Source organism: Maribacter sp. IgM3_T14_3, assembly GCF_049603095.1.
Classification (GTDB): domain Bacteria; phylum Bacteroidota; class Bacteroidia; order Flavobacteriales; family Flavobacteriaceae; genus Maribacter.
In genome coordinates this window covers 1,796,806-1,821,777 of sequence record NZ_CP187138.1, presented here as the reverse complement: position 1 = coordinate 1,821,777, position 24,972 = coordinate 1,796,806, and the positions used below count along the sequence as shown (strand labels likewise).

The window sequence follows — 24,972 nt, the reverse complement described above, 5'->3', positions numbered from 1 at the left end:
TTTTAAGTAAATAAACTGACCTTTCTTAGAGAAGGGATACTTTCTATGGACGATATTCAACAATCGGAATATAAAAAAGCATGCGCTAATTGTGGTGCCGAGTTAAAATTTAAGCCAGGCTCGCATCAACTTACATGCGAGTATTGTGGTTATGAAGAATTTATTGAGCAATCTAAAAGTAGCTTCGAAGAGCTAGAATTAGAGCATTACCTCAAAATCGTCGGTGAAAATGCCTATACAGAAACTATAGAATTACTGCATTGTAAGAATTGTGGAGCCAACCAGCATGTAGAGGAGAATTACAAATCGCTTAATTGTGTGTATTGTAGCGAGCCTTTAATTAGGGAGGATATTGAAAAAGAAGGGTGGATCTTACCTGGTGCCCTGGTGCCTTTTCAGTTAGATTCGAAAAAGGCACATTCTATTTTTAAAGCCTGGGTAGGCAAAATTTGGTTTGCGCCAGATAATTTAAAAAAGGCAGCATTAGACCCAGAAGGTTTGCATGGGTTGTATATACCGTACTGGACGTTCGATGCCAACCTTTTTGCATCTTACCAAGGGCAAAGAGGGGATTATTACTATGAAACCCAAACCTATAATAGTAATAAAGGAAAAAGAACTAGGCAGGTAAGAAAAACAAGGTGGACCTATGCTGCTGGTAAAGTAGATGGTTTTGTTGATGATATACTCATAAGTGCATCAGAAAAGAAACGAAAAGAAATTCCGGCTAAAGTTGCCTTCTGGAATCTTAAAGATTTGGTGGTATTTAACTCAAAATATTTATCTGGTTTTGTGACAGAGAAATATACGGTATCGCTAAAAGAAGGGCATCACCAATCCTTTCAAGAAGCAAAGAATATCGCCTATAATTGGATAAAACGAGATATTGGCGGTGATACCCAAAGAGTAGCAAATGCCGATATTAAATTGAACGATGAGAGGTTCAAGCATATTTTGCTTCCTATATATCTTAGTTCATATAGGTATGATGGTAAGGAGTTTAATTTTTATATAAATGGGCAAACAGGGGTGCTAAGTGGAAATAGGCCATATTCGTTTTGGAAAATTTTCTTTTTAGTGATTTTTATCCTTGTCATAATAGCCATAATTGCGATTTTTGCTAAATGAGTTTAAAAAGAACACTGGTAGTAGGTGATATTCATTCAGGGTTACAAGCCTTAAAACAAGTACTTGAGAAAGCCGCTATAACAGAAAATGATACTATAATTTTCTTAGGAGATTATATCGATGGCTGGTCAGAGGCTGTTGAAACGGTAAATTATCTTTTGCAATTAAAAGAGACTTATAATTGTATATACTTAAGGGGCAACCATGACGAGCTTTGCTACGAGTGGTTAACAGGCCAAGCAGACAACCCAACATGGTTTATGCATGGTGGCGAGGCGACTTCAAATTCATATGGTAAGGCTACAAAAGAAACCAAGAATACACACTTGAAATTTTATGAAAGCTTAGATAATTACTATTTAGATTCAGAAAGGAGATTGTTCTTACACGCGGGTTTTACCAATTTAAAAGGTATAGAACATGAGTATTTTAAAAAAACGTTCTATTGGGATCGTACACTCTGGGAATTGGCACTTTCATTAAATACAGATTTAGATAAAGATCATATTCACTATCCGAAGCGATTAACAAACTATTCTGAAATTTATATAGGGCACACCCCCGTTACTCGTATTGGAAAAACGACACCGCAGAAAGCAGCCAATGTTTGGAATATTGATACAGGTGCAGCCTTTAAGGGACCGTTAACTGTCTTCGATGCAGATTCAAAAGAATACTGGCAAAGTGATCCCGTTTACACCTTTTATCCTAATGAAAAGGGCAGAAACTAAGAAAACCATTAACTTTACTTAAAAATTGATTGTTTTATTGACGATCTTTAATAAAAACTAAACTATGTCTACTAAAAATATAAGATTAGAAGTGATGCAGGCTTTAGAGCCTAAGGTAGAAAGTTTCATGGAATCTTTCCTTATAAAACCAGAGGATATATGGCAACCAACAGATTTTTTACCAAATTCTGAAAAAGATACCTTCTTGCAAGAGGTGAAAGATATTCGTGAAGAGTCTAAAGATTTGGGATATGATTTTTGGGTAACCATGGTAGCAGATACCATAACCGAAGAGGCATTGCCAACCTATGAATCGTGGTTAATGGATGTTGTTGGTGTTGACCAACACGGTGACCATAAAACAAACGGCTGGGCAAAATGGGTTCGCGCATGGACCGCTGAAGAAAATAGACACGGCGATGTACTGAACAAATATCTTTATTTATCTGGAAGGGTAAATATGAGAGAAATAGAAATTACGACGCAACATTTAATTTCTGATGGTTTTGATATCGGTACCGATCGTGATCCATATAAAAACTTTGTATATACCTCTTTTCAAGAATTAGCTACTAATATTTCGCACAAACGTGTGGGGCAAATGGCAAAGAAAAAAGGAAACGCATTATTGGGTAAAATGTGTACCATTATTGCCGGTGATGAAATGAGACATCATTTAGCGTACAGAGAATTCGTGAAGACTATTTTAGGCGAAGATCCATCGGGTATGATGATTGCCTTTGCAGATATGATGAAAAAGAAAATTGTTATGCCAGCACACTTTTTACGTGAGTCTGGTGGTACAATAGGATCAGCATTCGAAAATTTCTCTAACTGTGCACAACGATTAGGTGTATATACTGCGCAAGACTATGTTGATATTCTAAGTAAGCTTAATGCGTATTGGGAAATCGATACGGTTCGTTCTTTAAATGAGGAAGCTGAAAAGGCACGTGATTATTTAGTTAAGTTGCCTTCAAGATTAGAAAGAATTGCAGAGCGTATGAAATTTCCGCAAGATCAATATCACTTTAAGTGGGTTGAGGCAAACGGAGCATTATAAAATAAAAAAATCCCGATCGGTAATGATCGGGATTTTTTTTGCTGTAAACGGTAATTTATAGTTTACCGTGTTTGTGTTCTTGTTGCCACTTTACAAGTTCTGCCCACTTACCTTCGTAGCACATCTTAGCTTGTAAAGGCCAAGAAGCAGGATCGTGAATTTTATATCTCGTTCCGCCAGTATCTAATATTTTCTGACACTCGGCTAAACTAGCTTCAGAAAGTCCTTTCCAAGTCTTAATGCCATGGTCTTTGAACATACCTTCAATTTTTGGACCAATACCTTCAACAAGTTTTAAGTCATCTTGTTTGATTGTTTTTCCAAAAGCAGTTTTGGCAGCAGATCCGTCAAAAGCTAAAGCGCTGCTTGTAGCGGCACCGGCAGCAAAAGAGGCAGCAGAGGCGCCTAGATTAGTACTTGGTGCGCTAGGGGCAACCGGAGCAGGCGTTACTACTTTGCTCGCAGCGATTACTCTTTGGTTACAAGCATCTAAATCAGCTTTTAATTTACTGTTGCTTGCTTTAAGATTGTTTAAATCGGATAGTTCAGCCTTTAACTTCGTGTTACTAGCCGTAAGACTATTGATTTCAGCAGAATTATCTATAACCTTGGAAGAGTCTTTACCAAATAAACGACCAATTAGATAACCCAAGAAACCACAAATAAGACCAATTAAAATTGGAATTAAGATGCACCAAATATTCATATTTTCAAAATTCATGTTTTTACTTATTTATAAGGTTAGTGTATGTTTTAATTTAATGTAATAACTGTTCGTCTATTTTTTACTCTGCCTTCTTCAGTGGCGTTTGTAGCAATTGGTTGAGTTTGTCCCTTAGATGTAGCAACAATCTTATCAGCCGCTATCCCGTTTTGCATTAGGTAGTTTTTAGCAAATTCTGCTCTGTCTTGACCTAGTCTCATATTTGTACTTGCTTGACCGGTGGCATCTGTATGACCAACTACGCTTGATGTAGCATCAGAAACCTTATCTAAATATCTAGAAATATCGGCAACTTTTTGTTTTTGCTCGGCACCTAAATGAATTGACGCTTCTGCTGTATCGAAGTAAAGAATTAGCGGATCAGCTTTAATTTTATCATATAAAGCCTTTAGGTCATCACCTTCAGTAGCAGACTTTTCTTCAAGGTCAAATGAAGCAGCTCCCCAATACGTACCATCTTTAGGGATCATCTCATCCATAAGTTTGCCTTGGGTATTAATTTGAGCAGTCGAGAATCCTTTAGAAGCTAAATCATTTTTAATAGAGTTTGCTCTTGCAAGTCCTAAATTAGGGAACGCAGTATTGTTCTCTTCTTCGCTAGTGTAATATCCTGTTACATTTATAACATTGCTGCCATTTGACTCTAAATGGCTTTGTAGACCAGAAACTCCCTGGGTCAATTCAGCACTTAAGGGCATTAAAATGTTGTGAGAAGAAATATTGAAGTTATAATTGTCATTGGTGTTGTAGGCAAATCCGTTTCCATCAATTGCGAATGGATACGATGTTGCCGAGGGCTCTTTTACGATTACCTTTTCTGTGGCTGGTTCAGTCGTTGTAACTGCTGTTGCGCATTCGCTACACCAATTATAAAAGATGAAAGTTCCAACTACAATGGTAATCAACATCAATAATAAATAGGTTGTTGTTTTCGTCATTGTAAAAATGTTTAGTGTTTAGCGCACAATTTATTAAAAAAATCTTAAAAATGTTAAAAGATCGGCACCTAATTACCTTACAATCAATCATTATGTTAATAACAGTTATGTAATTATGCATACCAACTATACAATCAGTGGGTAAAACGATATAAAAAGTGTATGGAGCAACAACTATAAGTTGCATTTTTACGTAAGTATTATAAATGGTATACATCTCCCCACAAAGATTGGGCATTGAATATACAATTTGAAGTTTTGAGTTAGTTGGTTAAAAAATCCTGTCCTCTTGAAGTCGACAGGATTTTTTTATGTCTATAAATTAAGAGAATAAAAAATCCAACTATACAATATTTGGGTAAAGCTGTACAGAATTAGTTGAAACGAGTAGGATAATTTATTAGTTTAATACAGAGGTATTTACACTATAAAATGAAGAAAAAAATAAAAGGCATTATAAATTTCCTTTGTATGTTCATTATTCTAGGGTTACAAACTTTACTTCATGGTAGTTGGTCGAACGAACCAACCAATTGAAAAGCAACCTAGTTATTGAACATACAAAGGAAATATTGAAATTATTATAGATCAAACTTTATACCCTGTGCTAAAGGAAGCTCAGTAGTATAGTTAATAGTATTGGTTTGTCTTCTCATGTACACTTTCCAAGCATCAGAACCGCTTTCACGACCTCCGCCAGTTTCTTTTTCACCACCAAAAGCACCACCAATTTCAGCACCAGAAGTACCGATGTTTACATTGGCAATACCACAATCGCTACCCCAAGCAGAAAGAAAATGTTCCGCTTCACGAAGATTGTTTGTCATAATAGCAGATGAAAGTCCTTGTACCACACCATTTTGAATAGCAATGGCATTTTCAACATCACCAGAATATTTTAGTAGGTAAAGAACAGGAGCAAATGTTTCGTGCTGAACAATTTCGAAATCGTTTTTAGCTTCTGCAATTGCAGGTTTAACATAGCAACCACTTTCATAGCCAGCACCATCTAAAACGCCGCCTTCAACGATTAATTTTCCACCTTCTTTAACCACTTTTTCAAGGGCCATTTTATATTGGGCAACTGCATCGGTATCAATTAATGGACCAACATGATTATTTTCATCTAGTGGGTTTCCAATTCTTAATTGTTGATATGCAGCTACAACAGCTTCTTTTACTTTATCATACATTGATTCGTGAATGATCAATCTTCTTGTAGAAGTACAACGTTGGCCCGCAGTACCTACTGCACCGAATACTGCACCGATAACAGTCATTTTTAAGTCAGCATCTGGTGTAACGATAATAGCATTGTTACCACCAAGTTCAAGTAAAGATTTACCAAGTCTGGCTGCAACAGCTTGAGCAACTATTTTTCCCATTCTAATAGATCCCGTAGCAGATACTAATGGTACTCTATTATCTTGTGTCATTAATTCACCGATCTTATAATCCCCATTAATTAAACAAGAAATACCCTCTGGTAAGTTATTCGCTTTTAATACTGCAGCAGCTATATTTTGACAAGCTATACCACATAGCGGAGTTTTTTCTGATGGTTTCCAAACACAAACATCACCACAGATCCAAGCAAGAGTCGTATTCCAAGCCCAAACAGCTACAGGAAAGTTAAAGGCAGATATAATACCTACTACGCCTAATGAATGATACTGTTCGTACATTCTATGCCCAGGTCTTTCTGAGTGCATGGTTAAACCGTGTAATTGACGAGAAAGACCAACTGCAAAGTCACAGATATCTATCATTTCTTGTACCTCGCCTAAACCTTCTTGGTAGCTTTTGCCCATTTCATAAGAAACAAGTTTACCTAACGGTTCTTTAAGTTCTCTTAGCTTGTCGCCAAATTGTCTGACAATTTCACCACGTAACGGTGCAGGTTTTGTTCTCCACTCTTTAAAAGTAGTCGTAGCAGTAGACATTACTTTTTCGTAATCTGCTTTTGTCGTTGTTTTGACTTTGGCGATTAAAGAACCATCTACTGGTGAGTACGATGAAATAGTATCACCTGATGAAAAATGGTTAGATCCAGTTGAAGTACCCTCGTTGACATCTTTAATTCCTAATGCTTTTAGAGCATCGTGTATTCCGAAATCTGCTGCTATTTTTGACATTTTATAACTTTTTGCGTAATTAATGTTAGATATATTACAAAAATACAAAGAATTTTATCCAATAAGACATCTTATTTATTCTAAGAAAATTTAACGATACACCAAAAGATAATACCTAGTAAAGCAGGTATACTTTGAACAAAGAATATTTTTTTGCTTACCGAAAATGCACCGTAAATACCGGCAACAGTAACACAGCTTAAAAAGAATAAGGCAATATTAGCAGACCATGTTATATCGCTTATAAAAAAAGACCATATCAAGCCGGCGGCCAAAAAGCCATTATATAGACCTTGGTTTGCCGCCATAGATTTGGTGGGTTCAAATAAATCTTTAGGAAAGTTTTTAAATACTTTTCTTCCTGCCGTTGTCCAGGCAAACATTTCAAACCAAAGAATGTATATATGGATGAGTGCTACCAAGGCTGTAATAATTTGTGCTATAATAATCATGATTCTTTGGCTATAAAACGTTCGTCAACTGGCATAACAGTACCACAATTCTCGCAAGTTCTTAATTCTTTTGAACTGTAAAAATGTTTAAAATGAGATAAGAAATCTTTTTCAATGTCATGAAGGGTAAAATAAGCTTCATATAATTTGTGGTTACAATTGTCGCAAAACCATAACAGACCATCGTCAACATTCATGTCGGCGCGTTTTCGTTCTATAACTAGACCAATAGAGCCTTCTTTACGAACCGGCGAGTGAGGTACTTTTGCAGGATGCAAATACATATCTCCGGGTCCTAATTGCATGGTACGTTTTTTACCATCTTCTTGAATGTGAACCTCTATATGGCCTTCAAGCTGATAAAATAATTCTTCAGTTTCATTGTAATGGTAGTCTTTTCTAGCATTTGGTCCAGCAACGATCATAACAATATAATCGCCCGCATCTTTATATAAATTTTTATTTCCGACAGGTGGCTTAAGTGAAGCTCTGTTTTCTTCGATCCATTTGGTAAGATTAAATGGTGCTTGTATGCTCATTTCTCTGAATTTAAGTGAAAGTTAAAGAAACGGTTATTCTTCACCTAAAAGGTAAGCATAAAAAAAGCCTTTGGGTTACAAAGGCTTTCAAATATTAATTTCTAAAATTTTATCTAAAAAAAAGTTGTGTAAAATATAAATCTCCTTTGTTATTTTGTTGAATGTTTATAGCAGAAAAATCATAGTTACCTTCTATATTTTCTCTGTGACCAGAACTTAGTAACCATGCATCAAAAGCATCTTCAATAGTATCGTATTTTCTTGCTACATTTTCTGCAACAAATATGGCATTGGTTCTTTTTACAATGTTACTTGCTCGCTTACTAAAATTATCATGACTTGTGTTACCTTTTGAAATCATATATGTGGTATGAAGGCTTGCATAGTAGAATGTTGTACTTTCAAATTGCAGTTCATTTAAACCTATGCTAACTCGATAATTATTTATCATTTCAAAAAGTTCGGCTTCTAGATTGTTATGCGAATTAGAAGAAGCCAAAGTATAAGTTGACAATGGTTCTTCAGAAGTTTCTTCGTAACCCGCAAAGTTCTCATATCTAGAACATGACGATAAAACAGTAATGAATATAACTAAATAAAACAATGAAGATTTCATAAAGGGGAACTATTTAAGTATTGAATGACAAAAATAGGCTCACAAATCTTTTCATTAAGAAGAATATCTATAGAAAGTATATTTTGTACGGTAAGCGACACGAATCTATAGATTGGGGTTGATCGTTAAAATACCTCAAAAATTACAACGAATAAAAGTGCATTTCATGTGACTATCTACATTTCATCAACTTAAAGAAACCAGTCAGCGAATTTGAGTTAAACTAAACCTAGATTAGTCCTTAAAAAAGTAATACAAATGTTCTACTGCTTGTAAAAAAGTTGGGTAAAGTAATAGTTGCCCTGGTCATCTTTCTTTACACTTATACCTGTATGTGTAAAGTCGCCTTCCATCGTTTTTTTATGGCTGCTGCTAACATACCATCCTTCGAACGCCTCTAAAGCAGATTGATAGTCTTTGGCAACATTTTCTGCAACCATTTCAACGCTTATTTCAGAATCGATGTTAGATGCTCTTGAGCTAAAATTATCGTGGCTAATACTACCCTTGGATATCATGTAGTCGGTATGAAGGTTTGCATATTTATATGCTACATCGCTAAACGCCAAAGTATTGGTATTTAAGCTTAAACGATGGTCATTTACAATATCTAGAAGGTCCTGCTCTATGGTTAATACATTTTCAGCTTCAAGTACTGGCGTATCGTCAATAGATTCGCTAGTGCAAGAACCAAGAAAAAGTAATAAAAAGACAGGGACCGCGTAAAGCAATCTCATTTTCATATAAGTGTCTTTAAATCATGTAGCCTCACGGCGTAGCGCAGTAGGTAAAAAAGTTAAGAGTGTTCTAAGCTCTCGTAATCGATTTGGGTTATCGAAGTAGTAATATTATTGAAAAATTAAATGCAGGGCTGTTACAAAAATGCATATTCGATAAAGTGTACAAAAAGATAGATTAGCTGACTAACGGTTTAAATAGTAACAGGTTCTTCAGATGGCTCTTTTTGAAGTACTTCATTCTGTAATACGGTATCAAAAATTAATGCGCCAATATCTTTAATAGGTTGATAAAGAATAGATTTCTCTTTAGTCTCTTCTTGTATTAGGTTAAAGGTATTATCCATCCTGTCAAAAAATATGAAAGCGGCACCAAGCAAAATAGCCACCTTTAACACACCAAAAATACCACCTGCAATTTTATTCAATAAGCCGAGCATGGCAAAGTTGGCAACCTTGGTCAATAATTTACCAGCAAGATTTACAACAATAATAATTAAGACCAGGGTAATTATAAAAGCGATGATGCTCATGTTGCGTTCATCCCAATTTAGGTGTTCAGATAAATATTCGCCTGTGATATATGAAAAATGAATTGCTCCGAAAATACCGGCAACGAGTGCAAGTATAGATGCTATTTCCATGAAAAGTCCGTTTTTATATCCCTTCCATAGACCCCAAATTAAAGGCAATCCAAGTAAAATATCTAAAAGTCCCATTAGTGAAGTGTTTTAACAAATATAGAACTTTGATTTGTACCTTTGCAAGGTCAATATCATAGATGAGATTGAAGGAATTTTATGGCAAGGGATATACAATTAAAAGAACGATGGGATTATTTGGTAGAAAAGCTTTCAGGAAAGTTTTCTGACGGAGACCCTTTAGAACTAGATGCTATCATTTACCTGATAGGGGTTCAAGAATTAGGGCAGTACCATAAAAAATATAAGAAAGATGATAAGTTAGACTTAATGCATATAGCGATATGTCGTCTTTTAGAACCTTACGGATTTTATGAATTCAGTTTTTTCGATGAAGACGGCTGGCCTCATTATAATGTAATGGAAGAATTACCATCTTTAAAAGCTGGGGAGCAAACGGTACTTATGAAAGAAGCAATTGTCACCTATTTTGTAGAAAAAGAGTTTATTCAATAAACTATGAAAGAGCCTTACTATGCTGTTATTTTTACGTCTACCAGAACAGCGGGGGATAATGGTTACGGCAAAATGGCAGATTTCATGGAGCAGCTGGCAAAAAAGCAACTTGGTTATATAGGTATTGAAAGTGCACGCCAAGAAATAGGAATTACAGTAAGTTACTGGAAAAGCCTAAATGCAATTCATAATTGGAAACAGCAAGCAGATCATTTGCTGGCTCAAAAAAAAGGAATAGCAGATTGGTACAATTCTTATACTGTTCGTATTTGTTTAGTAGAACGGGAATATAGTTTTAATAGAAGTACATAATTCTTCACATCGCTTCGAAATTCACTGCTTTGCATTAATTTTTATTTCCGCTATATTTAGAGAAATAACTTAAAGCACATGTCAAGGCAATTTATAATATCATTAGATCAGGGTACAACGAGCTCAAGGGCTTTATTAGTAGACCATGATGGTACTATTAGAGGAATGGTTCAAAAAGAATTCAAACAAATTTTCCCTAAATCAGGTTGGGTAGAACATGATCCAAAAGAAATTTTATCCTCTCAGATGGAAGTTTTAAAAGAACTTTTAGAGAAGGAAAAAGTGAAACCCACAGAAATTGTAGGTATTGGCATCACCAACCAAAGAGAAACTACTGTAGTTTGGGATAAAAATACAGGTGAACCCGTTTATAATGCCATTGTTTGGCAAGACAAACGTACCGCAGACATTTGCGAGCATCTAAAGAAAATAGGGCTAACAGAGCATGTAAAGACAACTACAGGCTTGGTCATTGATTCTTATTTCTCGGGTACTAAAGTAAAATGGATTCTCGATAATGTTGAAGGAGCCAAAAAGAAAGCTCAGGCTGGCGATTTATTAATGGGCACCATTGACACTTGGTTAGTTTGGAATATGACGAAAAATCACAACCACGTAACCGATTATACCAATGCATCGCGTACCATGATTTACGATATCGTAAATCTAAAGTGGGACGATAAAATGTTGAAGGCCTTAGATATACCTAAAACAATGTTGCCAGAGGTGAAACCATCTGCAGCAAATTTTGGGGAATATGAGATTGACGGAGTAAAAATTCCTATAGCAGGTATTGCTGGTGATCAGCAAGCAGCACTTTTTGGTCAGGCATGTTTTAAGAAAGGGTCTGCAAAAAATACCTATGGTACAGGTTGCTTTATGTTAATGAATACCGGTGAAAAACCACAGTTTTCTAAGAACGGACTATTAACCACTATCGCTTACGGTATAGACGGTAAGGTCAATTACGCGCTAGAGGGCAGTATTTTTATTGCTGGTGCGGCGATACAGTGGTTAAGAGATGGTTTGGAGCTTATAAAAGATGCCAAAGAAACAGAAGAATTGGCAAATTCAATAGAAGGTGAGAATCCCGTTTATGTAGTGCCGGCATTTGCGGGTCTTGGCGCACCCTATTGGGATATGTATGCAAGAGGTGCCGTTTTCGGTTTAACCAGAGATACGGGTAAAGCACATTTGGCAAAGGCGACCTTAGAGGCATTGGCATACCAAACGAAAGACATTTTAAAAGCTATGGAAGATGACTCAGGTATTCAATTAAAGAACCTTAGAGTAGATGGTGGGGCTTGCGCTAATAATCATTTAATGCAATTTCAGGCAGATATTTTAGATTCTGAGGTACACCGCCCTAAGATTATAGAATCTACGGCTATGGGTGCAGCTTTCTTAGCTGGTATTCAAGTAGGTTTCTGGCAGCAATCTGATATTGATCAAAACCGACCAATGGACCGAATTTTTAAGCCAACTTTTGACCGTGTAAAAAGAAAGCGTCTGTACAAAAAATGGCAAAAGGCGGTTGAGAGATCAAAAGGTTGGGAAGAAGAAGAATAGCAAATGAATCAATTTTACAATTTATTAATTTTATAGAGCATAGAATAGCATATAACTAGCGATATCTTTGTTTTGGGGTGTTAGGTTTTACTTAAGTTACGACCAAAATATCCGCTTAAAAACTTTAATACATCTACTGATGAAAAATATAAAATTTACCAATTTAGAACGCCAAAAAACGATAGATAGCTTAGAATCGGAGGATTTTGATTTAGTAGTAATTGGCGGAGGAATTACAGGTGGAGGTATTGCGCTAGATGCAGCATCCCGCGGACTTAAAGTAGCTTTATTAGAAAAAGGAGATTTTGCTTCTGGTACGAGTAGTAAATCTACCAAACTGATACATGGTGGACTCCGCTACTTAAAGCAATTCGATTTTTGGTTGGTGAAAGAAGTAGGATCCGAGCGTGCCATTGTACATAAATTGGCTCCGCATTTAGTATTGCCTGAAAAAATGTTGTTGCCCTTAATAGAAAATGGCTCTTACGGTAAATGGTTGACATCTATTGGACTTAAAGTATATGATATTTTAGCTCAAGTTACAGGTGATGATAAGCGAAAAATGCTAGAAAAAAAGGAAGCCATGAAATTGGAACCTTTATTACCTAAAAAGATTTTGAACGGTGCAGGTTATTATGCTGAATATAGAACAGACGATGCCCGTTTAACCATTGAGAATATAAAAACCAGTCTTCTATTTGGTGCGCAGGCATTAAATTATGCCAAGGTTAATGAGTTTATTTACGACGATGAGAAAATTGCAGGTGTTAAAGCGATAGATACGGTTACCGGCAAAGAGTTTACCATCAAATCTAAATATGTAATCAGCGCTGCTGGTCCGTGGGTAGATGAATTACGAAGCCTGAACAATTCTAAAAAAGGAAAACAACTTCATTTAACCAAAGGGGTTCACTTAGTTTTTCCGTACGAAAAATTACCGGTGAAACAATCTTGTTATTTTGATATACCTGATGGTAGAATGATGTTTGCCATACCAAGAGGTAAGGTAACCTATGTAGGTACAACAGATACCAACTTTAATGATAATAAAGACAATGTAAGAACAGATCTTGCAGATGCCATTTATTTGATTTCTGCGGTGAATAATATGTTTCCTAATATAAATCTAGAGTTAGAAGATATTGTTTCTTCATGGGCAGGTTTAAGACCATTAATACACGAAGAAGGTAAGTCTGCGTCAGAATTATCAAGAAAAGATGAGATTTTTGTGTCAGATACCGGCTTAATCAGTATTGCAGGTGGTAAGCTAACAGGTTACCGTAAAATGGCAGAAAGAGTGGTAGATCGTATCGCCAAGAAAATGGAAGAGGAATATGATACCGAACTTAAAGAATGTTACACAGAGAAAATATTTCTGTGCGGTAATGTAGATTTCAAGAAATTTAAACATGTAAAAAAATATATTGATGAGGTATATGACCAAATCAAAGAAGAAGGTTTTACAAAACACGATGCTTGGTTTTTAGTAACTAACTATGGTAAACAGACAGAGACTATTCTTGAAAATTATAAGGGTATTGTAGAAGATGATAAATACGTACGTTTAGCTAAAGCCGAATTGGCTTTTGGTATCGATTTTGAAATGGTGCAAACCCCTATGGATTTCTTCATTAGAAGAACAGGCAGACTTTATTTCGATATAGATAGTGTTAGAACTCTAATGGAGCCCTTATTAAAGGTATTTCAAAGTAAGTTTAAAGTAGACGATGCTAAAATCGAAGAATGGCGAACAACCTTGAACGCAGAATTAAAAGAGCATTCAGATTTTTCTTTAGAGAGAAGGTGATAGATCCCACTCAATAGGTTTTCTTATTGAGCTACATTCAGAATTTGGTTTACGGGTCGGGTCGTTGTAGAAATCTTCGGCCATTTGAAAAAAGCATGCATTGAATAAGGCGTGGCTATCATCTGGGAACCTAACACCGAAACCATTTTCTAGATGTTTTAAGGCATCTGTTGCGTAATGAACTGGTGTAATAGGGTCAAGATCACCACTGACCATTAATGTTGGAATTGATGAAACTACAGGTTGGTTCTCCGATGTTGGCGCCCTAAAAGGGTGCCATTTTTTTAAACCATTTAAATCATAAGGATAATACTCATCTCCTAAATTAGATTGTGTTTTGAAAAAGGTGTTAACTTCATTTATGTCTGTGAAAGGAAGTTCTTCATAAACTAATACAGAATAGCTCATAGGTAGATTAATAGTTCTGTATATAGGTATAAAATCATCTAGTTTGTCAATTATGGCGTCACTATTTTTATTTTCTAATGCCTCAATAAATTCGGGAATTTTAGCTATTGACGAACGGTTATATAACATTAGTTTTATGAGTAAAATAGCATCTCTTGCATTTAAGATGAATTCTTCTTCTTCATAAACTATGGTTAGAGGTTCGTTCTCCAATTTACGTAACACGGTTAACATGCGCATTTTTAAATCAGGAAATCTCGTATTACATGCTTCATCTTTTTCACAGCGTTTAAGGGCAGAAAAAAGTGAATCTTCAAAACTCTTGCTAAAATCTGTTAGTAAATTATTTTCGGGTGCGAATACTGAAAAAAGTAATGCGCTTTTTACACTATTTGGATAATCTCGCATAATGGTTAAACCTAATCGTGAACCGTAAGAGCCTCCAAACAGATTCCAAGTATCATACCCTAATTCTTTTCTTAAATCTTCAAAGTCGGCAGCTATTTCTTTACTGGAAAATTCGGAAAAATCAATATCTTTTTGACCTAAAGAATTTTTACAATCTTCCATTAACTTGTTTAATGCTAAAAATTCTTCCTCCTTATTAAGATTTTTTCTCAAAATAGAAATGGCATCCTCTCCAGATTTAACACAAACTGCATCAGATAGACCCGTTCCTCTTTGGTCCATTAATATAATATCTCGGTCATTTCGTAGTGGGTGATTCTTCCAAAAATTTTCCATAATCAAAGTTGGACCACCAGGGCCACCTTGTAAATAAACTATAGGAGATTTTGAGGAATCTTTATTTTTTGCTTTTAAAACTTTATAAGCAAGGCTCATTGTACGTGAGTCCGATTTTTCGCGGTTGGCAGGTACTTCAAGAGTACCAATTAAAACCTCTTTTTTAGAAGTTTGCTTGCAGGCGGTACATATAATTAGAAACAGAAAAATTGTCCATATGCGCATATAGAAGATAATTAGCTGATTCTAAGATAGACAACTTTTATTAATCTAACTTATCGGTTAAATCAAGAAAAACCTTTTTAGGATTCTTATTTTCATAGAGAACTTTATAAACAGCGTCAATAATAGGAGTTTTGACCTTTTTTGTAAAGTTCTCTTTTATTTTATAAGCACTTTTTGCCGCGTAATATCCTTCGGCAATCATGCTCATTTCCATTTGTGCACTTTTTACGGTGTACCCTTTTCCAATCATGTTACCGAACATTCTGTTACGACTAAAAATAGAATATCCAGTAACTAACAAATCACCTAAATAAGCCGATTTATTAATGTTTCTATCTAGGTTATGTATGCGTTTTGTGTAACGCTTCATCTCACGAATTGCGTTACTCATTAATACACTCTGAAAATTATCACCATAACCTAATCCGTGTGCAATACCAGCGGCAATGGCATAGATATTTTTTAACATGGCGGCATATTCTGTACCTATAATGTCTTTACTGATATTGGTTTTAATATAATTGCTAGAGAGATTATTGGCAATCAATTTTGCCTTATCGGTATCTGCACAAGCAATGGTTAAATATGAAAGTCGTTCCATCGCAACTTCTTCTGCATGGCAAGGTCCGGTTATAACGCCAATATGATCAAAAGGTATTTGGTAAACGTTATGAAAATGCTCACCGACTATTAATCCCGATTCGGGTACAATACCTTTAATTGCAGAAAATATTATTTTGTCTTTTAAAGAAACGGTCAGTTTTTCTAATTCTCCAACCAAAAAAGCAGAAGGAATAGCGAAAATTAAAACATCGGCTTTATTCACAGCCTCGTTAATATCGCTCGTCAAGTCTAATTGTTCGGTCTTAAATTCTACCGAAGTAAGGTAATTAGGGTTGTGTTTTTGAGTTTTAATATGCTCAATAGCATCGACATTACGCATATACCAACCAACCTTTTCTTGGTTATTGGTCAACATTTTAACAATGGCCGTAGCCCAACTTCCACCACCTAAAACCGCAAATTTCGCATCGTTGTTCATAGGGCAAATTTACCAATAATTTATATGCTCATCATATGATTAGTATCAGTCTTGTGTAAATTTTGGCATGGAGATTGTTTTATGGTTAGTAACCTATTAAATGAAAACATATGAAAACTATAAAACTACTTACAGGATATTTCCTATTGGCCACCTTAATGGTTTCGTGTTATACAGAAGTAATTATTGAGGATGATTTTATAGAAGAGTCGGCTTTTAATACCGATCAAGTTTTACAAAGCTATGATTTATGGTATGTAGATATTAATGCGACGCGTGGTAATGGTGAAGTGCCTTTTTTACAAAGAGCATTTACAGTGTCTTTTGATCGCGGTGTGTTATATGCAAATAATAATATCGTTGGTATCGGCAAAACGGGTGGTGGCTATGGTATTGATGTAGGTACCTATGGTACGCTTAGAGGAACGGTAGATATTGCACACGATATCGATGGATCTTGGTTTCTAGAAGTTTTTGCGGTAAATAATAATACGATAGAGTTGTATGATGCAAATTCAGATACATCGTATTATTTGAAAGGATATCAAATTAATAATTTTGATTATGACACCGTATTTTATGATAACATCAACTATTTCATACAAGAATATGATGCTTGGGAGAAAATCTATACCAGTGAAGCAGGAGCTTTAAATGATTTTGATAATGAAAATTATGTACAATTTTTACCCAATTTTTTCAGGTCTTCTTTAGATGCGCCGAATACAAGTGTTTCTAATTTACAGTGGGATTTTGAAGGTAATTATCAGGTATATGATGTTCAGGGCGACAATTCATTAAAAACATTGACTTTAGATTATGACTTTATGGGTGATGATTATTTTGAATTATATGTCATTAACGACAGCACTATAGAGTTATATCACCCAGATAGTGGAACAACGTACGAGTTTAGAGGTAGAGGGTACCAAGAGTATTTAAAATCTGCCAAAGGTTCAGAAAGCAAGAAAAGAACAAAATCTTCTAACCCTACAATGAATGTAGAACGAAAGAAGGCAAAATAGTTTTTAAGTTGATTGTCTCAAAAATGCCCTATTCATTTATAATAGGGCATTTTTTATGCTTCAGGTTTTACGTCTTCCATAATAACAGCATCAATATCGATAGGCTTATCTGTGTGAAGAACCGATATATCGCCTGTAGTTTCAAAAATGACAGCTTTTACTTGAGACAGTTGTAAAACATTTGCTTCACGAAGTTTGCCCATTAAATCTGCCTGACTTACCAATGCTTTGTTTAAGTTCTCTTTCAAGATTATACCGTTTTTCATTAGAAGAATAGGCGTATTGGTTATTAATTTTTGTGCGGCATCAGATGATGATAACAACTTGGCGAATAATGCCTGTAAACCTGCAAGCAAGGCTATAGAGACCATTGCGGGCATTAAACTTGATTCAGGTTTGTTCACCGCATCTGCTAGAATAGAACCCATGGCAATAGTAACTGCAAAATCAAAACTTGTCATTTTAGCAAATGTTCTTTTGCCAGTTACTCGGGTAATGAACATCATATATAAATAGATAAAAACAGCAGCAACAACTATTTGCAAAACGGTTTTGAATGAAAGTGGGTCGAAAATTTCCATGAGAATATTTTTAGAGATTATACACTACCGATATCATCTGTTGATGAAAGGTAATATTGTGATCCGCTAAAAATAACAGTATCTCATTTTAAATGTTTCCTCTATTGCTTAGAGTTCTGGTTCATTTAATCACGCTGCAATCTCTTTTTAAATGCTGAAGGGTTTTCTCCTGTTACCTTTTTAAACGTTCTGTTGAAGTACGATAGACTTTCGAATCCGCATTCAAAACAAGTTTCGCTAACATTTTTTCCAGTAAGTAATAAACGTTTCGATTGGCTGATGCGATATTGGTTTAAAAACTCTATAAAAGTGCTGCCCGTGGCTTTTTTAAAGTAACGGCAAAAGGCAGGTTTCGTTAAATTACAGAATTTGGCAACTTCATCTACCGAAATTTTTCCTTGGTAGCGCTCATCGATTAAAGCATAAATATCACGAATTCTACTTTGTTCCTTTTTACTATATCTATTCTTGTAGGGTTTTTTGTGTAGTAATTCGAACTCATTACTTTGAGATAGCCTTTTAAGAATATTCATGATGGACATGAAATATTCAAAAGGTTTTAAGGTGTGTAGTTCCTTTAATAATTCGCCCACCACTTTCTTAGTTTCCCCGTGAAAAGCGATTCCGTATCTAGAAAGGTCTAGTAATCTGTTTAAGCTTTGTAATTCTGGTAAAGGGTCAACAAAAGTGTTTTTAAAATTAGGTTTAATATGTAAAACTTCTTCACGGTAAACTGTCTTTACACCGTAATCGAAGTTTAAATGCGGTATGTTAGAACCAATCAGTACAAGGTCATTTTCTTCATACTCAGAAATGTGGTCTCCAACATGCCTGGTGCCATTTGCTCCTTCAATATATACCAACTCATATTCCGGATGAAAATGCCAGTAAAATAGATGGCTCAACTTGGGGTCATGTAAAAGTCTAAACGGACTTTTAGATGCGGGATCAATGGTTTCTAGTTCAATCTTCATGGGCTAAATGTAACAAAATTGCATATAATTTCAATATTGAGTAGCTATAAAATCAATATTGTTCAAATTATGGTCAATATCAAGGTAGTTCAAGTTGCTAACGCTCAGTAGTTTTATAAAACACTTCAGACTTAAATTTTTTATACGATGCAACAGACAAACAACAAAGTTGCGCAGGGTAATAAAGCGCATAAAGATATACCCGGTAATCCATCAACAGCAACAAGCAGTAAACAAAAATTAAATGATAGATCTAATGGTAAACCACTTCGTGTACTCAGCGAGGAAGATTGGAAATTCTGGATAGAGAACGGATACATAGTCGTTAAAAATGCGGTACCAATAGAGCAAGCTAAAACAACAGCAGATTTTCTTTGGGAGTTTGACGAAAAGAGTCCGACAGATTCTTCAACATGGTATGCACCGCCACGAGCAGAAATGCAAATGAAAGAACTAACCGGTACCGGAATGGTTGAGGTATATAACCATCAACATTTATGGAACAATAGACAAACGCAAAAAGTATATGATGCCTTTGTAGATGTTTGGGGTACGGAAAAATTATGGGTAACTATTGATCGTGCAAACTTGAATTTTCCATTGCCTGAAGGGGTAGATAAGAAAGGATTTATACATTGGGATTATGACCCGGAAACAAAACCACAAAATGTACAAGGAGTATTGGCATTGACTGATCAAGATGATGAGAATATGGGCGGCTTTCAATGTATACCATGGTTGTACCGTAATTACGATTCTTGGAAATTGACACAGCCAGAAGATAGAGACCATTTTCAACCCTCATTAGATGGTTTAGAAGATAAAATTATAAAAGTTAAGATGAAGGCTGGCGATTTGTTGATTTTCAATAGTACAGAGCCACACGGTATTCGACCAAATAAATCAAAAGATAAAGTTCGAATAGCGCAGTATATTTCTATGATGCCTGCAGAGCCAGAAAATGAAGAAATACGTAATTGGAGGGTAAATTCTTGGAAGAATAGAATTGCACCTGAGGGGTATGCATTTCCGGGTGATCCGCGTAATTGGGAACTAACTAAATATGAAACTGCAAAATTATCATCGTTAGGAGAGAAATTATTGGGATTAAAAGACTGGTAAACAGATAATTTGGCAATAATCAATAGGTTTGTGGTGAGGCCGGTAAATATTGCTATTTTTGCGCCCTTTAAAGTTAGAGGCACATGGTGAAGATTTTCAATTTATTCGATTTCAAACAAAAAGTAGATTATAAAAATGAAATTTTAGCAGGATTAACGGTTGCAATGACAATGATTCCAGAATCATTGATGTTTGCAATTCTTGCAGGATTTTCACCATTAGTAGGTTTATATGGTGCTTTTATTATGGGATTGGTTACGGCGATATTTGGTGGTAGACCAGGGTTAATCTCTGGTGGAGCTGGTGCAACCGTAGTGGTACTAATGGCATTAATGAATTCTCACGGTTTAGAATATGTTTTTGCAGCAGTTGCTTTAGCTGGTGTTTTTCAATTGATTGTTGGTTTTTTAAAGCTTGGTAAATTTATCCGTTTAGTTCCTCAGCCCGTTATGTTTGGGTTTGTTAACGGTTTGGCCATTATTATTTTTATGGCACAAATGGACCAGTTTAAAATTGGTGTCGGCGATGCTGCAGTTTGGCTAACAGGTACTACTTTGTATACTATGGTAGGTTTGGTACTGTTCACAATTGCAATAATTGTTTTTGTTCCCAAGCTTACTAAAGCGGTTCCGGCTTCATTAATAGGAATCATTGTTGTGTTTCTAGTAGTATATTTTCTTAATATAGAAACCAAACAGGTAGTAGATATCATAAATCAAGATACGTTGCCAGGAGAAGCGTTGAAGTCGCTTAGTGGGTCATTACCTTCATTTCATATACCGACTATTCCCTTTACATTAGAAGCCTTTAAAATTATTTTACCATACGGACTGATAATGGCAGCGGTTGGCCTTACAGAAGGTCTGCTTACCCTGAACTTGGTAGATGAGATTACTGGTACAAAAGGAAATAGCAATAGAGAGTGTTTGGCACAAGGAGGCGCAAATATATTAAATGGTTTTTTTGGTGGAATGGGTGGTTGCCCAATGATTGCACAAACCTTAGTGAACCTATCGGCAGGTTCAAGAGCAAGGCTATCAGGTATAATTGCGGCATTAACGATATTGGTAATCATATTGTTTGGCGCACCGGTAATAGAACTTGTTCCAATAGCAGCACTGGTTGGTGTTATGGTTATGGTTGCTGTTGGTACATTCGAGTGGGCAAGTTTTAAGGCTTTAAAAAGAATGCCTAAACCAGATATTTTTGTAATGATATTGGTTACTTTAATCACCGTTATTTTACACAATTTAGCATTAGCTGTATTGATAGGCGTAATAATTTCAGCTTTGGTTTTTGCTTGGGAAAGTGCTAAGAGAATTAGAGCTCGAAAATACGTAGATGAAGCAGGGGTGAAGCATTATGAGATATACGGACCTTTATTTTTTGGTTCTGTAACTGCGTTTAGTGAAAAGTTCGATGTGGCAAACGATCCAGATGAAGTAATCATAGATTTTGCAGAAAGTAAAGTTTCGGATATGTCAGCAATTGAAGCCTTAAATAGAATAACTGAACGATATGCCAACCAAGGTAAGAAAGTTCACTTAAGGCACTTAAGTAAAGATTGCATTACTCTTTTAAATGATGCCGAAGACATTATTGATGTAAATGTTATGGAAGATCCTACCTACAAGGTTATGGTGAATAAGCCTCTTTCTAAAGCAAAAGGTCCAGAAACTAAAAACCCATTTAATCTTTGGGGTTTATAAGAACCAAAATTTTTGTCCGTGTTGCTAATTAAAATAATAGATAGCATAGAAAGCTCCTAAAACTATAGCTATAGAAAGAATATAAATTCCTATTTCTTGTATGCTGTCTTTTTTAGCTTGCGCTCTTATTTTATCACGCACAACTTTACGCTCTACATCGGTAAGCTCTTTAAAGTGTAATTTGGTTTTTTGCGAGTAGTCTAAATAATCTTTACGTAAATCTCTAAAGCTTCTACTTTTTTTAAGTAGCGCCCTATTTGCCTTTATTACTTTCATTGGTTGTCCGCCGTATCCCATCGTCATTTCTTTCTTGTATGTAGTAAAATTGAAGGTTTTGTTACATGAAATTCAATTATTCTTAGTTTTTGAGCATTTCTTTTATACATTTATTGATCTAAATACTAGGGTTTAATTCCCTCATCTTGAAGGGGGATATTCTTAGAAAAGAGCATTAGAAAAATGAAGAATAAAATCGGGTTGCTTATCTTGAGTATTGGGTTGGTTATTTTAAACAGTTGTAAGGTGGAAGAGTCAAAAAATGAAGAGGTTTTGTTTGTAGGAACGTATACAGATAATGGTAGTGAAGGTATCTATAGATTCAATTTTAATTCAGATACGGGTGAGTTGGTGAAAAAATCATTAGCAGCAAAAATCCAGAATCCTTCTTATATAGCTTTCTCTCCAGATAAAAACTCATTGTATGCGGTAAGTGAGGTAGATGATTTTAAAAAGGAAGATGGTTCTATAACTACATTTAGAATAAAAGATACCACACTTGTTGAGGTAGATGTGCAATCTACTTATGGCGCCAACCCGTGTTATGTAGGTGTCGCTGATAACGGAAAATTAGTTGCCGTTGCCAATTATACGGGTGGTAATGTTGCGGTATATAATACCTTGGAAAATGGAAATCTTAAGCCATCTCCGCAAGTTATAAATCACAAAGTATTAGATACAAGTAAAACTGCTCATGCTCATATGGCATCATTCTTAGATGATGAATTGATTGTGTCAGATTTGGGTCTAGACAGAATAAAAAAGTATAGCACGTTGAATGGGGAATTTGTAGCAAGCAATCAGAAAGAATTGGTTCTTGCAGAGGGTGCTGGTCCCAGACATTTTGTAACCTGTAATAATGCAGAATTTCTTTATGTAATCAATGAATTAAATTCTACCCTCACCATGTTTCAGAAAGAAGATGGCAAGTATTATGGTAAGAAAACCTATGATACAGTAGCATCAGATTTTGAAGGAGAGAGTTTTTGCGCTGATCTTCATTTATCACCTGATGGCAAATTTCTATATGGAACAAATAGAGGGGAGAATACAACAGTAATATTCAAGGTAGATGAAACTAACGGAAAATTGGAATTGGTAGGTCGAGAGTCTGTAAAGGGCGATTGGCCAAGAAACTTCACGATTGACCCTACAGGTAAGTATATACTGGTAGCAAATCAACGAAGCAACAATATTGTTGTTTTTAATAGAGATGCAGAGAACGGCACTCTAAGTTTTGTAAGCCAGGTTGATTTGCCTAGTCCAGTATGTTTAAAATTCTATTAATTAGATTTGATAATCTGTAGCAAGTCATTTTTTGGCACAACGCCAGATTGTCTCCAAACCTGCTTTCCGTCTTTAAAAAGAATCATAGTAGGTACACCTCTAACTTGGTATTGAGATGCCAATGTTTGATTTTTATCTACGTCTATTTTTACGACTTTAATAGCGTCGCCTAAGTCTCCTTTTACATCTTTTAGAATAGGAGCTAAGGTTTTACATGGTCCACACCAGTCAGCAAAAAAGTCTACTAAAACAGGAGTGTCCCCTTTTATGATATCAGAAAATGATGATTTCATATCTTTTGTTTTATAAATTAATACTAATTCTTATCTAATGTTAAGTTAGCAAATTCCTGTTGATGGATCACAACTATCACCTGTAGCAATTATTTTTAAAGGAGCTACTTGTTGAAAAGCCTCTAAAAATGCTGCTGGTGGTTGGGCACCACTAATTCCAAATTTATCATTGATAATAAAGAAAGGCACACTGTTAACACCGCGTTGCTGGTAATGAGCAATTTCTTGTTTTACAGCATACGCAATAGCATCATCGTTTAGAATTTCTTGTGTTTTTTCTGGCGACCAATCATATTCAGACATAATAGTACTTAGCACATCAACATCGTTTAAATGTAGATTTTCATCAAAATAGGCCTTCATTAAGCGTTCTTTCAAAGCATCTTTAAATCCTTCCTCGCCAGCAACGTGTAATAGTTGATGCAATGGTAGGGTGTTAATGGCCAACCATGCTTTACCATAGTTAAGGTTGATGCCTTCTTCTTTCCCGCTCTCTTGTAAACGTTTGGTCATTTCAAGAGTACCGTCTACACTCCCAAATTTATTAGTAAGGTAGGTATCCCTATCTAATCCTTCCTTTGGTATATTCGGGTCTAATTGAAACGGGTGCCACTCAATTTCTATTTCGGCGCCATCCCATTCTTTTATTGCTTTTTCTAATCTTTTTTTACCAACATAACACCATGGGCAGGCAACATCAGAAACTATATCTATTTTTATTTTATCGTTTTGCATATAACAATCATTTGATATCTAATTGGTCGTAAAAAGTAGTGAAAACATACTTTTTAAAGTCAAAAAGAGCGTTTGTTAAAAAAAGAAAACCCTTCCATGAATATGAAAGGGTTTTCGGTATTAGGTTGGCGTTTAACTTTATAGCGTACGTAAGTATTCTGCTAAGTTACGAGCATCCTCTTCGTTTAAATTCTGATTAAGCATAATTGCATTGTTGTATTCTTTCAATAATGCTTTTGCAATAGGATCTTCTTTTAACATTCTATCTGGGTTGATAATCATGTTCATTACCCATTCTGGACTTCTACGCTCGTAAACACCTTTCAATGCTGGTCCTATCATACGTTGCTCTGCCATATGGCAAGCGGTACAAATAGCCTGAAATTTTTCTTTACCAGCAGCAGCCATTTCTTCGTTAACGGTATCATCAAAACTAACACTGGTAATTGGACCAACACCTTTGTTGTCTAAATCAACTGGCACGCCTTCACTTGCCGTTTCTTTTTTAACTTCTTTTTTGGTTCTGTTCATTTCAAAACCTTCTTTTTTCTCTTCTTTTTTCTCGCCACAACTAATAATCATTGTGCTAAGAGCTAATAAAGTGAATAATTTGCGCATACGTTACTATCTTTTAAGTGTTGTC

The 24,972-nt window shown here is 35.5% G+C and carries 27 protein-coding genes; 11 read left to right on the top strand and 16 right to left on the bottom strand.

Annotation, left to right across the window (positions count from 1 at the left end):
• Positions 1-45 precede the first annotated feature (45 nt).
• From ACPF9A_RS08195 to ACPF9A_RS08185, 3 genes are all read left to right on the top strand, one after another.
• Positions 46-1,128 carry a DNA helicase PriA gene (locus ACPF9A_RS08195; RefSeq protein WP_424003389.1) on the top strand — a complete coding sequence of 361 codons (1,083 nt, stop codon included), beginning with the start codon at positions 46-48 and terminating at the stop codon, positions 1,126-1,128.
• Positions 1,125-1,859 (top strand): metallophosphoesterase family protein, encoded by a 735-nt coding sequence (locus ACPF9A_RS08190; protein ID WP_424003387.1) that lies wholly within the window; start codon positions 1,125-1,127, stop codon positions 1,857-1,859. The genes ACPF9A_RS08195 and ACPF9A_RS08190 overlap by 4 nt, the downstream gene beginning before the upstream one ends.
• Positions 1,860-1,923: 64 nt before the next feature.
• Complete coding sequence (locus ACPF9A_RS08185; RefSeq protein WP_424003385.1) at positions 1,924-2,922, top strand: acyl-ACP desaturase; 999 nt, start codon at positions 1,924-1,926, stop codon at positions 2,920-2,922.
• 55 nt (positions 2,923-2,977) lie between these two features.
• On the opposite strand, the gene ACPF9A_RS08180 is transcribed toward ACPF9A_RS08185, so the two are convergent.
• From ACPF9A_RS08180 to ACPF9A_RS08145, 8 genes are all read right to left on the bottom strand, one after another.
• Positions 2,978-3,643: a hypothetical protein gene (locus tag ACPF9A_RS08180; RefSeq protein WP_424003383.1), complete on the bottom strand. Its 666-nt coding sequence runs from the start codon at positions 3,641-3,643 to the stop codon at positions 2,978-2,980.
• Between the two features lie 32 nt (positions 3,644-3,675).
• Positions 3,676-4,584: an OmpA family protein gene (locus ACPF9A_RS08175; protein WP_424003381.1), complete on the bottom strand. Its 909-nt coding sequence runs from the start codon at positions 4,582-4,584 to the stop codon at positions 3,676-3,678.
• 581 nt (positions 4,585-5,165) lie between these two features.
• Complete coding sequence (locus ACPF9A_RS08170) at positions 5,166-6,719, bottom strand: aldehyde dehydrogenase family protein (protein ID WP_424003379.1); 1,554 nt, start codon at positions 6,717-6,719, stop codon at positions 5,166-5,168.
• A gap of 80 nt (positions 6,720-6,799) precedes the next feature.
• Positions 6,800-7,171, bottom strand: coding sequence for a DUF1304 domain-containing protein (locus ACPF9A_RS08165; protein ID WP_424003377.1), 372 nt, complete (start codon positions 7,169-7,171; stop codon positions 6,800-6,802).
• Positions 7,168-7,710 (bottom strand): 3-hydroxyanthranilate 3,4-dioxygenase, encoded by a 543-nt coding sequence (locus ACPF9A_RS08160; RefSeq protein WP_424003376.1) that lies wholly within the window; start codon positions 7,708-7,710, stop codon positions 7,168-7,170. The genes ACPF9A_RS08165 and ACPF9A_RS08160 overlap by 4 nt, the downstream gene beginning before the upstream one ends.
• 109 nt (positions 7,711-7,819) lie before the next feature.
• Positions 7,820-8,326, bottom strand: coding sequence for a CAP domain-containing protein (locus ACPF9A_RS08155; protein WP_424003374.1), 507 nt, complete (start codon positions 8,324-8,326; stop codon positions 7,820-7,822).
• 263 nt (positions 8,327-8,589) lie between these two features.
• Positions 8,590-9,069 (bottom strand): CAP domain-containing protein, encoded by a 480-nt coding sequence (locus tag ACPF9A_RS08150; RefSeq protein WP_424003372.1) that lies wholly within the window; start codon positions 9,067-9,069, stop codon positions 8,590-8,592.
• Positions 9,070-9,257: 188 nt separating this feature from the next.
• Entirely contained in the window at positions 9,258-9,782 is a 525-nt protein-coding gene (locus ACPF9A_RS08145) for a CvpA family protein (protein ID WP_424003370.1), read from the bottom strand.
• Between the two features lie 81 nt (positions 9,783-9,863).
• Between ACPF9A_RS08145 and ACPF9A_RS08140 the strand changes: the two genes are divergently transcribed.
• The 4 genes from ACPF9A_RS08140 to ACPF9A_RS08125 all read left to right on the top strand — a co-directional run bounded on the left by ACPF9A_RS08140 (position 9,864) and on the right by ACPF9A_RS08125 (position 13,908).
• Complete coding sequence (locus ACPF9A_RS08140) at positions 9,864-10,220, top strand: hypothetical protein (protein WP_133674193.1); 357 nt, start codon at positions 9,864-9,866, stop codon at positions 10,218-10,220.
• A 3-nt stretch (positions 10,221-10,223) separates the two neighbouring features.
• Positions 10,224-10,532: an antibiotic biosynthesis monooxygenase family protein gene (locus ACPF9A_RS08135; RefSeq protein WP_424003368.1), complete on the top strand. Its 309-nt coding sequence runs from the start codon at positions 10,224-10,226 to the stop codon at positions 10,530-10,532.
• A 78-nt stretch (positions 10,533-10,610) separates the two neighbouring features.
• Positions 10,611-12,101: a glycerol kinase GlpK gene (glpK, locus tag ACPF9A_RS08130; protein ID WP_424003366.1), complete on the top strand. Its 1,491-nt coding sequence runs from the start codon at positions 10,611-10,613 to the stop codon at positions 12,099-12,101.
• Between the two features lie 139 nt (positions 12,102-12,240).
• Complete coding sequence (locus ACPF9A_RS08125) at positions 12,241-13,908, top strand: glycerol-3-phosphate dehydrogenase/oxidase (protein ID WP_424003364.1); 1,668 nt, start codon at positions 12,241-12,243, stop codon at positions 13,906-13,908.
• Here ACPF9A_RS08125 and ACPF9A_RS08120 read toward each other — a convergent pair.
• Both ACPF9A_RS08120 and ACPF9A_RS08115 read right to left on the bottom strand, forming a co-directional pair.
• Positions 13,894-15,285, bottom strand: coding sequence for an alpha/beta fold hydrolase (locus ACPF9A_RS08120; RefSeq protein WP_424003362.1), 1,392 nt, complete (start codon positions 15,283-15,285; stop codon positions 13,894-13,896). The genes ACPF9A_RS08125 and ACPF9A_RS08120 overlap by 15 nt on opposite strands.
• A gap of 40 nt (positions 15,286-15,325) precedes the next feature.
• A complete protein-coding gene (locus ACPF9A_RS08115; protein WP_424003360.1) occupies positions 15,326-16,327 on the bottom strand; it encodes an NAD(P)H-dependent glycerol-3-phosphate dehydrogenase in 1,002 nt (333 codons plus the stop codon).
• Between the two features lie 110 nt (positions 16,328-16,437).
• Here ACPF9A_RS08115 and ACPF9A_RS08110 point away from each other — a divergent pair, with 110 nt between their 5' ends.
• Complete coding sequence (locus tag ACPF9A_RS08110) at positions 16,438-17,352, top strand: nicotinic acid mononucleotide adenyltransferase (protein ID WP_424003358.1); 915 nt, start codon at positions 16,438-16,440, stop codon at positions 17,350-17,352.
• A gap of 53 nt (positions 17,353-17,405) precedes the next feature.
• Here the strand turns inward: ACPF9A_RS08110 and ACPF9A_RS08105 are convergent, their stop codons facing one another.
• Positions 17,406-17,933 carry a DUF421 domain-containing protein gene (locus tag ACPF9A_RS08105; RefSeq protein WP_424003356.1) on the bottom strand — a complete coding sequence of 176 codons (528 nt, stop codon included), beginning with the start codon at positions 17,931-17,933 and terminating at the stop codon, positions 17,406-17,408.
• A 125-nt stretch (positions 17,934-18,058) separates the two neighbouring features.
• Positions 18,059-18,907 (bottom strand): helix-turn-helix domain-containing protein, encoded by an 849-nt coding sequence (locus ACPF9A_RS08100; protein ID WP_424003354.1) that lies wholly within the window; start codon positions 18,905-18,907, stop codon positions 18,059-18,061.
• A 147-nt stretch (positions 18,908-19,054) separates the two neighbouring features.
• Here ACPF9A_RS08100 and ACPF9A_RS08095 point away from each other — a divergent pair, with 147 nt between their 5' ends.
• Together ACPF9A_RS08095 and ACPF9A_RS08090 are read left to right on the top strand one after the other, a co-directional pair.
• Complete coding sequence (locus ACPF9A_RS08095; RefSeq protein WP_424003352.1) at positions 19,055-20,029, top strand: phytanoyl-CoA dioxygenase family protein; 975 nt, start codon at positions 19,055-19,057, stop codon at positions 20,027-20,029.
• A gap of 83 nt (positions 20,030-20,112) precedes the next feature.
• Complete coding sequence (locus ACPF9A_RS08090; RefSeq protein WP_424003350.1) at positions 20,113-21,738, top strand: SulP family inorganic anion transporter; 1,626 nt, start codon at positions 20,113-20,115, stop codon at positions 21,736-21,738.
• Positions 21,739-21,762: 24 nt separating this feature from the next.
• Here the strand turns inward: ACPF9A_RS08090 and ACPF9A_RS08085 are convergent, their stop codons facing one another.
• Positions 21,763-22,041 (bottom strand): hypothetical protein, encoded by a 279-nt coding sequence (locus tag ACPF9A_RS08085; RefSeq protein WP_424003348.1) that lies wholly within the window; start codon positions 22,039-22,041, stop codon positions 21,763-21,765.
• Between the two features lie 219 nt (positions 22,042-22,260).
• Here ACPF9A_RS08085 and ACPF9A_RS08080 point away from each other — a divergent pair, with 219 nt between their 5' ends.
• Entirely contained in the window at positions 22,261-23,301 is a 1,041-nt protein-coding gene (locus ACPF9A_RS08080; RefSeq protein ID WP_424003346.1) for a lactonase family protein, read from the top strand.
• On the opposite strand, the gene trxA is transcribed toward ACPF9A_RS08080, so the two are convergent.
• From trxA to ACPF9A_RS08065, 3 genes are all read right to left on the bottom strand, one after another.
• Positions 23,298-23,594, bottom strand: coding sequence for a thioredoxin (trxA, locus tag ACPF9A_RS08075; protein ID WP_276493382.1), 297 nt, complete (start codon positions 23,592-23,594; stop codon positions 23,298-23,300). The two genes, ACPF9A_RS08080 and trxA, sit on opposite strands and share 4 nt — an antisense overlap.
• Before the next feature lie 45 nt (positions 23,595-23,639).
• On the bottom strand, positions 23,640-24,329 hold the full coding sequence (locus ACPF9A_RS08070) for a DsbA family oxidoreductase (protein WP_424003344.1): 690 nt from the start codon (positions 24,327-24,329) through the stop codon (positions 23,640-23,642).
• A 138-nt stretch (positions 24,330-24,467) separates the two neighbouring features.
• Positions 24,468-24,947 carry a c-type cytochrome gene (locus tag ACPF9A_RS08065; RefSeq protein ID WP_424003342.1) on the bottom strand — a complete coding sequence of 160 codons (480 nt, stop codon included), beginning with the start codon at positions 24,945-24,947 and terminating at the stop codon, positions 24,468-24,470.
• Between the last annotated feature and the right edge of the window lie 25 nt (positions 24,948-24,972).

Coding starts and splice junctions, on each gene's coding strand:
- ACPF9A_RS08190 (WP_424003387.1), top strand. CDS start 1,125: ATGAGTTTAAAAAGAACACTGGTAGTAGGTGATATTCATTCAGGGTTA.
- ACPF9A_RS08110 (WP_424003358.1), top strand. CDS start 16,438: ATGAAAACTATAAAACTACTTACAGGATATTTCCTATTGGCCACCTTA.
- trxA (WP_276493382.1), bottom strand. CDS start 23,594: ATGAAATCATCATTTTCTGATATCATAAAAGGGGACACTCCTGTTTTA.
- ACPF9A_RS08100 (WP_424003354.1), bottom strand. CDS start 18,907: ATGAAGATTGAACTAGAAACCATTGATCCCGCATCTAAAAGTCCGTTT.
- ACPF9A_RS08160 (WP_424003376.1), bottom strand. CDS start 7,710: ATGAGCATACAAGCACCATTTAATCTTACCAAATGGATCGAAGAAAAC.
- ACPF9A_RS08140 (WP_133674193.1), top strand. CDS start 9,864: ATGGCAAGGGATATACAATTAAAAGAACGATGGGATTATTTGGTAGAA.
- ACPF9A_RS08195 (WP_424003389.1), top strand. CDS start 46: ATGGACGATATTCAACAATCGGAATATAAAAAAGCATGCGCTAATTGT.
- ACPF9A_RS08065 (WP_424003342.1), bottom strand. CDS start 24,947: ATGCGCAAATTATTCACTTTATTAGCTCTTAGCACAATGATTATTAGT.
- ACPF9A_RS08170 (WP_424003379.1), bottom strand. CDS start 6,719: ATGTCAAAAATAGCAGCAGATTTCGGAATACACGATGCTCTAAAAGCA.
- ACPF9A_RS08145 (WP_424003370.1), bottom strand. CDS start 9,782: ATGGGACTTTTAGATATTTTACTTGGATTGCCTTTAATTTGGGGTCTA.
- ACPF9A_RS08125 (WP_424003364.1), top strand. CDS start 12,241: ATGAAAAATATAAAATTTACCAATTTAGAACGCCAAAAAACGATAGAT.
- ACPF9A_RS08085 (WP_424003348.1), bottom strand. CDS start 22,041: ATGACGATGGGATACGGCGGACAACCAATGAAAGTAATAAAGGCAAAT.
- ACPF9A_RS08155 (WP_424003374.1), bottom strand. CDS start 8,326: ATGAAATCTTCATTGTTTTATTTAGTTATATTCATTACTGTTTTATCG.
- ACPF9A_RS08150 (WP_424003372.1), bottom strand. CDS start 9,069: ATGAAAATGAGATTGCTTTACGCGGTCCCTGTCTTTTTATTACTTTTT.
- ACPF9A_RS08175 (WP_424003381.1), bottom strand. CDS start 4,584: ATGACGAAAACAACAACCTATTTATTATTGATGTTGATTACCATTGTA.
- ACPF9A_RS08185 (WP_424003385.1), top strand. CDS start 1,924: ATGTCTACTAAAAATATAAGATTAGAAGTGATGCAGGCTTTAGAGCCT.
- ACPF9A_RS08095 (WP_424003352.1), top strand. CDS start 19,055: ATGCAACAGACAAACAACAAAGTTGCGCAGGGTAATAAAGCGCATAAA.
- glpK (WP_424003366.1), top strand. CDS start 10,611: ATGTCAAGGCAATTTATAATATCATTAGATCAGGGTACAACGAGCTCA.
- ACPF9A_RS08105 (WP_424003356.1), bottom strand. CDS start 17,933: ATGGAAATTTTCGACCCACTTTCATTCAAAACCGTTTTGCAAATAGTT.
- ACPF9A_RS08180 (WP_424003383.1), bottom strand. CDS start 3,643: ATGAATTTTGAAAATATGAATATTTGGTGCATCTTAATTCCAATTTTA.
- ACPF9A_RS08165 (WP_424003377.1), bottom strand. CDS start 7,171: ATGATTATTATAGCACAAATTATTACAGCCTTGGTAGCACTCATCCAT.
- ACPF9A_RS08090 (WP_424003350.1), top strand. CDS start 20,113: ATGGTGAAGATTTTCAATTTATTCGATTTCAAACAAAAAGTAGATTAT.
- ACPF9A_RS08135 (WP_424003368.1), top strand. CDS start 10,224: ATGAAAGAGCCTTACTATGCTGTTATTTTTACGTCTACCAGAACAGCG.
- ACPF9A_RS08115 (WP_424003360.1), bottom strand. CDS start 16,327: ATGAACAACGATGCGAAATTTGCGGTTTTAGGTGGTGGAAGTTGGGCT.
- ACPF9A_RS08070 (WP_424003344.1), bottom strand. CDS start 24,329: ATGCAAAACGATAAAATAAAAATAGATATAGTTTCTGATGTTGCCTGC.
- ACPF9A_RS08120 (WP_424003362.1), bottom strand. CDS start 15,285: ATGCGCATATGGACAATTTTTCTGTTTCTAATTATATGTACCGCCTGC.